4 protein-coding genes and 1 pseudogene are annotated in these 7,132 nt (G+C 66.9%); 4 read left to right on the plus strand and 1 reads right to left on the minus strand.

Translation table 11 applies throughout. From position 1 onward, the window contains the following. Positions 1 to 4 precede the first annotated feature (4 nt). The 3 genes from HT136_RS14415 to HT136_RS14425 all read left to right on the plus strand — a co-directional run bounded on the left by HT136_RS14415 (position 5) and on the right by HT136_RS14425 (position 5,937). Entirely contained in the window at positions 5 to 3,028 is a 3,024-nt protein-coding gene (locus HT136_RS14415; protein ID WP_214200482.1) for a glycoside hydrolase family 35 protein, read from the plus strand. Positions 3,029 to 3,094: 66 nt separating this feature from the next. After that, entirely contained in the window at positions 3,095 to 4,210 is a 1,116-nt protein-coding gene (bglB, locus tag HT136_RS14420; protein WP_214200483.1) for a beta-galactosidase BglB, read from the plus strand. A 164-nt stretch (positions 4,211 to 4,374) separates the two neighbouring features. Next, positions 4,375 to 5,937: an MFS transporter gene (locus HT136_RS14425; protein ID WP_214200484.1), complete on the plus strand. Its 1,563-nt coding sequence runs from the start codon at positions 4,375 to 4,377 to the stop codon at positions 5,935 to 5,937. 25 nt (positions 5,938 to 5,962) lie between these two features. Here HT136_RS14425 and HT136_RS14430 read toward each other — a convergent pair whose 3' ends face one another. Beyond that, on the minus strand, positions 5,963 to 6,760 hold the full coding sequence (locus tag HT136_RS14430; protein ID WP_246543714.1) for an IclR family transcriptional regulator: 798 nt from the start codon (positions 6,758 to 6,760) through the stop codon (positions 5,963 to 5,965). Between the two features lie 244 nt (positions 6,761 to 7,004). Between HT136_RS14430 and HT136_RS26315 the strand changes: the two are divergent. Further along, positions 7,005 to 7,132 (plus strand): annotated as a pseudogene (locus HT136_RS26315) (5-dehydro-4-deoxy-D-glucuronate isomerase); the annotation flags it as partial.

Raw genomic sequence — 7,132 nt, forward strand, 5'->3', positions numbered from 1 at the left:
GGCGATGAAGCGCGCATCCCTTCTGATCGCCCTTCTGGCAATCTGCGCCACGCCGATCCCGGCCACGGCGCAAGTGGCGACGGCGCTGCCCGACCTTCAGGCGCCGGTCCAGACGTTCGGGCGCGTCTCGTTCGACGCGCGCTCGCTGATGATCGACGGCAAGCGCACCGTGATCTGGTCGGGTGAATTCCACCCCTTCCGGCTTCCCAGCCCGGACCTGTGGCGCGACGTGCTGCAGAAGATGAAGGCGAGCGGGTTCAACACCGTCGCCTTCTACTTCGACTGGGGCTACCATTCGCCCAAGCAGGGCGTCTACGATTTCGAGGGCATCCGCGACATCGACCGGCTGCTGACGATGGCTTCCGAGGAGGGGCTCTACGTCATCACCCGCGCCGGGCCTTACGTGAATGCGGAATTGTCGCGCGGGGGTTATCCGGGCTGGCTGGTCAACCAACGCGCGCGGGCCCGCACCGACGCGCCCGAGTACCTCGCGGCCGCCGACGAATGGCTGACGCGGGTCAACGCGATCATCGCGCGCCACCAGATCAACGGCGACGGCAAGGGCCACAAGGGCACCGTCATTCTCCACCAGATCGAGAACGAACTGGCGCTGACCACGCCTGCGCAGCGGCGCTACATGGACCATCTCTACGCCCGTGCACGGGCCGACGGGATCACCGTGCCGATCTTCCACAACGACCAGGGCCGCAACGGCTATTGGACGCCGGAAAGCTCGAAGGTGGAGCAGGTCGTGCACGGACCCAACGACCTCTACGCCTTCGACGGCTATCCCGGCGGCACCTGCACGGTCGAGGGCAAGCCGACCAAAGGATCGCCCGCGCCCGACTGGGGCTTCTATGGCAGTGGCGGCGCGCGCGGCGGGGCCTCGGCCTCGCCCGGGACGCCAGGTTTCCTCGCCGAATTCGGCGGCGGCTGGTTCGACTACTGGGGCTCGAACGGGGGCTACGAATGCAACGCGGTGCAGCGCGGCAAGCGGTACCAACGCGTGTTCTACGGCACCAACCTCGCCAACGGGATCGGCATCCAGAGCTTCTACATGACCTACGGCGGGACAAGCTGGGGCTGGCTTCCGGCCCCGGTTGTCTTCACCAGCTACGATTACGGCGCGGCCATTTCCGAGACGCGCAACTTGCGCGACAAGGCGCTCGAACTGCGGCAACTGGGCGGGCTGATCGCCTCGTTCCCCGACCTGGCCGGGATGATCCCCGCGGGCGAGCCCATGATCTCCTCTGATCAGGTGCAGGTCTACCACAACCGCAATCCCGAGACGGACGCGCGTTTCCTCCTGGTGACGCACAAGCCCTCCAATGGGCGTTCGAACGATACCTTCACGGTCACCGCCGACTTGCCCGACGGACGCTATACCCTGCCGCTCGTGCTCGATGGCTTCGACGCCAAGTGGCTGATCGCGGGCGCGAACCTGGGCGGACAGCGGCTGGTCTATTCGACCTCGGAACTGCAGAGCGCCTCGAAGCTGGCGGGGGGCGACGATCTCCTGCTGTTCTACGGCCGTGCGGGCGAGGCGGGCGAGACCGTGCTGCGCTACGCCTCGGCGCCCAAGGTCGAGGTGCTCGAAGGGCAGCTGGCCGGACAGGCATTCGATACGGCCAAGGGCGATCTCAAGCTGTCCTACACCCATACGGGCCGCACGCTGGTGCGGATCAGCGGGGGAGGGCGCAAGCCGCTCGTGCTGATCCTTGCCGACGAGGCCGAAGGCACCCGCTATTCGCGCGTCGCGAGCACGGCGGGCACGCTGCTCGTGCGGGGGCCCGAACTGGTCCGCACGGCCGCCGTCACGGGCGCCAGGCTGGCGCTGACCGGCGATACCGACCAGCCCGCACGGCTCGAGGCCTGGGGCCCTTCAGCGGTGAAGGCGCTGAGCTGGAACGGCGCGCCCGTTGCGGTCACCGCGACGGCTTCGGGTAGCGTCATTTCACGCGCGCCACTTGCCGGTCCGCAGCCGATCGCGCTTCCCGCGCTGACCCAGTGGCGCATGGCACAGGGCTCGCCCGAAGCCGCGCCCGGTTTCGACGATAGCGCCTGGCAACTGGTGGGTAGCCAGCGCGGGGCAAGCATCACCGCGCGCCCCGACGGCCAGCCCGACATGACGATGGACGCCTATGGCTTCCATGAGGGCGACGTGTGGTACCGCGGGCGCTTTACCGGCAGCGCCGATGCGCGCGAACTGACGCTGGCCTTCGGCGCGGGCGGCTCGGGCCTTGTCCAGGTCTGGGTCGACGGCGCCTTCGTCGGCGAGGCCGAGACACCCGGCGGCCTGCCACGCCCGATCACGATGGGCATGAAGACCTTCGCGTTGCCCGCTGCCGCACAAGCCGCGGGCGAGCATGTCGTCTCGGTCATGGTCCGCTCCAACGGGCACAACTGGGACCTCGATTCCGACGACTTCCACAAGGAGGCGCGCGGGCTCGTGTCGGCCTCGCTTTCCGCGCCCGGAGCGCGCAGCTTTGCGGTACCGATCAGCTGGAAGATCCAGGGCGCGCGCGGGGGCGAGGACTTGCCCGACCGCACGCGCGGCGTGATGAACAACGGTGGCCTCTACGGAGAGCGCGTCGGCTGGCATCTGCCCGGTTTCGATGACGCGGCGTGGGCCTCAGCGACCGTTCCTGCGAGCAGTGCGAAGGCCGGCACCACTTGGTACCGCACCCACTTCACACTCGACGTGCCCAAGGGCGAGGACGCGACGATCGGGGTCTCGATCGGCGATGCGGACACGCCGCGTTCGCCGGGGCGCTACCGTGTCCTGCTTTTCGTCAACGGCTGGAACATGGGGCAGTTCATCGCCCATGTCGGCCCGCAGCGGACCTTCCCCATTCCCGAGGGCATTCTCGATCACCACGGGGCCAACACCCTGGCGCTGGCCGTCACCTCCGACGGGGCACCGGGCGATGCCCTCGAACAGGTGCGCCTCGTCACCTTGCGCAACAGCCGGGGCGGCATCCCGGTGCGCCTGGTCGAGGCCCCCAGGACACCGGACGCACTGCAATGAGCGCTGCGTCCCCTTCACCTTGCGCGCCGCGCGCGCCGTTCCCTTTCGTACTCCAGGAGACCTTGATTGGCCGCCATTACCCATGACATTCCGCGCGCGGATGTGACTTCTGCCATCGCCCGGCTGATGGACAACCTCGTCAATATCAAGGACGAGACCGGAGAGTTCCTGCTCCACCTCGAAGACGGGCGGATCATCGACACCAAGGGCTGGGCCGGCTGGGAATGGACCCATGGCATTGGCCTGTTCGGCATGTGGCGCTATTTTGAGCAGACCGGCGACGAGACCGCACTCGGCATCATCCGCCAGTGGTTCGTCGACCGTTTCGCCGAAGGTACGCCCACCAAGAACATCAACACGGTCGCCCCGTTCATCACGCTCGCCTACCTCTACGAGCTTGACGGCGATCCCAGCTACATCCCCTATCTGGATACCTGGGCGGAGTGGCTCATGGCCCCCGACGGTCTGCCCAAGACCGAGGAGGGCGGCTTCCAGCACATCGTCTACAACGACGTGAACCCCGGCGAGTTGTGGGACGACACCTTGATGATGAGCGTTCTGCCGCTCGCCAAGATCGGCCTCCTGCTGGATCGTCCGCAGTACATCGAGGAAGCCAAGCGCCAGTTCCTCATTCACATCAAGTACCTGGCCGACAAGAAGACCGGCTTGTGGTTCCACGGCTGGGACTTCACCGGGCGGCACAACTTCGCCGAGGCGCTTTGGGCGCGCGGCAACTGCTGGGTGACGATCGCGATTCCCGAGATCATCGAGCTGCTCGACCTGGCCCCCGGCGACGCCTTCCGCATGTTCCTGACCGACGCGCTCGCCGCCCAGGTCAAGACGCTTGCGGCCACGCAGGACGCCGAGACGGGCCTGTGGCACACGCTGATCGACGATCCCTCGAGCTACCTCGAAGCCTCGGCCACGGCCGGCTTCGCTTATGGTATCCTCAAGGCCGTGCGCAAGGGTTACCTGCCGCGCAGCTACGAGGCGGTCGGCATCAAGGCGGTCGAGGGCGTGCTCGCCAATATCGATGGCGCGGGCGAGCTCCAGCAGGTCAGCTTCGGCACGGCGATGGGCGACACCAAGCAGTTCTACAAGGACATCGCGCTCACCTCGATGCCCTACGGGCAGAGCCTCGCGATCTGCGCGCTCGCCGAGTTCCTGCGCACTTACATCTGAGCCTCGTGCGCCGGGCAGGGCCTGTCCGGCGCGCGCAGCGGCCATTGCATTCGGAGTGATGCGAAGACAAATACTCCGACATATTAAGAATCGCCCGAGGTGCACCAAGACAAGAAGTGCGCCCGCAAGCGGATCGTTTTTTGGACAAGAGGATCGAGCCTGTGGTGACACGACCCAGCCCAACCGCGCGCAAAGTGCGTCTGCCCAACTTTCTGGCCTACGGCTCGAACGACGTGCTGGGGGCGGGCTCGATGGCCGTCATCTCGGGCTGGGTGCTGATCTTCTACACCCAGTTCTGCGGGCTTTCGGCGGGCGAGGCGGCGACGATCTTCGCGGTGGCGCGCGTGCTCGATGCTTTCGCCTCGCCGATGATCGGTTATATCTCCGATCATTTCGGGGCCACCGCACTCGGGCGGCGTTTCGGGCGGCGGCGCTTCTTCATCCTGGCCGCGATCCCCTTGCTGCCGAGCTTCGGCCTGATGTGGCTGCCAGGGCAGGAGTTCTGGTACTACCTCGTCACGTACGTGCTGTTCGAGCTGGTCTACGCGATGGAGATCATCCCGTTCGAGACGCTCGCCGCCGAGATGTCGAGCGACTACCACACCAAGGCCAAGTTCGCCGGCTGGCGCATCCTGTTCGGGCAGGCGTCGGCGATCCTTGCCGGGTTCCTGCCGCTCTGGCTGATCAATGCCCTGGGCCGCGACAGCGCCGACACCTTCTTCTACATGGGCCTGATCTTCGCGGCGCTGTTCATGCTGACGGCGGGCTTGCTCTACCTGTTCAGCTGGGAGCGCCACGGCCCGGGCGGCGTGCCGCTTCCGGCCGACACCCGCGACGCCTCGGCCAGTCCGCTCGAGGCCTTGAAGGCGCTCTACCGCAACCTCTTCTCGACGATGCGCATTCGCGCCTTCCGCCTCCACCTTGGCATGTACCTGGGCGGCTACATCAGCCAGGACGTGTTCAATGCGGCCTTTACCTTCTTCGTGATCTTCGCGCTGGCGGGGACCACGGCCTTCGCGTCCGAACTGCTCGGCACGATGTACATCGTCCAGTTCGTGGCGGTGATCGCGGCGATCAACATGGCGCTGCGCTTCTCGCCGAGCCGGGCCTACCAGGTCGCGGCGGCCTCCTTCGCGGCAGGTGCGATCACGCTGGTCGGGCTCTGGGGGCTGGGGATCCAGGCGGGCAGCGCGGCGGTGTGGCTGCCGATCGTGCTGGCGGGACTGGGGCGCGGCGCGCTCAACTACATTCCCTGGGCCACCTACAACTACATGGCCGACGTCGACGAGATCGTCACCGGCACGCGCCGGGAGGGCAGTTTTGCGGGCGTCATGACCTTCGTGCGCAAGGCGACGCAGGCGGTCGCGGTGGCGGGCGTGGGCTTCGTCATGCAGGCGGGCGGCTTCGTCTCGGGCGCGCAAGTGCAGAGCCACTCGGCGATTCTCACGATCGCGCTGCTGCTCGGCGTGGGCACCGTGGGCATGCTGATCTTCGGCGTGACCGTCTCACTGCGCTTCCGGCTCTCGCCGCGCACGCACGACATCCTCATGGCCGAGATCGAGCATTTGCGTTCGGGCGCGCGCACACCGTCGAGCGCGGAGGCAGGGGCTGTCGTCGAGGATCTGTCCGGCTGGCGCTACGACCAGTTGTGGGGCCGCAACCCGCTCGTGCGCGAGGCCCAGACGAAGGGCGCGCCGACCGGCAAGCCGATCGACGCGCAACCTTGAGCGGCGGGAGCGCCCCGGCGCGCGGTCAGCTGCGGGCCGGGCGGTAGCCGACCGCCGCGCTGACCTTGCCCGCGGTGCGCACGATGGCGGTGACCAGGTCGGGCACGATATCGTCGGTCAGGTAGTGCGCGGCGCTCGCAATCGAAAGCGCGATGCAGATCTGGCGCCGCGCGTCGCGCACCGGCACCGCGATCGAGCGCACGCCGTCACCCGCCTCGCTATCGTGGAGCACGTAGCCGCGCGCCTGGTGGACCTTCATCTGCGCGACATAGGCGGCCACCTGCTCGTCGCTTGCCGTGCCCTTGCGCGAATCGCGATAGAGCTGCGCCCAGGTCGCCTCGTCCTGGTCGAGCAGCAGCGCCTTGCCGAGGCCGGTTTCGGCGATGAGGCGCCGGTCGCCCGGTGCGGTCGCGACGCGCAGGCGCTGGCGCCCGGTGACGCGGTCGAGGTGGCGTGACCAGTCGCCTTCGCGCTTGCCCACGAAGACGCAGAAGCCGGTCAGTTCGGACAGCTCCTCCATGAACGGGCGCGCAATGCGCACGTAGTCGATCTGTTCGGTCGCCATGACTCCCAGTTCGAGCAGCTTGGGGCCAAGCCCGAAGCCGTCGTTGGTCACCGACAGGTAGCCGCGCGCCTTGAGCGCCTGGACCAGGCGGTGCGCGGTGGTCTTGCTCATGCCCAGCTTGCGGGCGAGGTCAGCGGCGCGGATCGGGCCGTTGATTACTTCGTCGAGAATGTCGAGCGCGCGCATCAGGGTTTGCGCGCCCTTCACTTCGACTTCGCCGCGCTCGTCGGGGGTCTTCTCGTCAGCAACAGTCGTCATTTGCATTGCCTCGTTTCGGGAGGTCCACTTTATGGGACGCGACTCCATTTGTCCCATAAATCTGTAGGGCCTGTCGCGCCCGGGTCAACTGGCTCAAAGCTCGGGGTGTGTGCATAGAGGGGCGAACGGGCCTTGAACGATGGTCCACAATGTGCAATTCAGTCCCACAATAAGGACTTTGTGAGTCCGTCCCGGTGGCCTGTGGACCTTGCATGGCTGCCCCAAGGAGATGAGAGGAAAGCCCATGTTCTGCAAGACCTACCACGCGACGCATCCGGACATGATGGAGTGCGTGTCGAACGAGGAGCTTCGCGACCGTTACCTGGTGGGAGGCATGTTCGAGGCGGGCAAGGTTTGCCTGAACTACTCGCA

It is taken from the genome of Novosphingobium profundi, assembly GCF_018491765.1.
Classification (GTDB): Bacteria; Pseudomonadota; Alphaproteobacteria; order Sphingomonadales; family Sphingomonadaceae; genus Novosphingobium; species Novosphingobium profundi.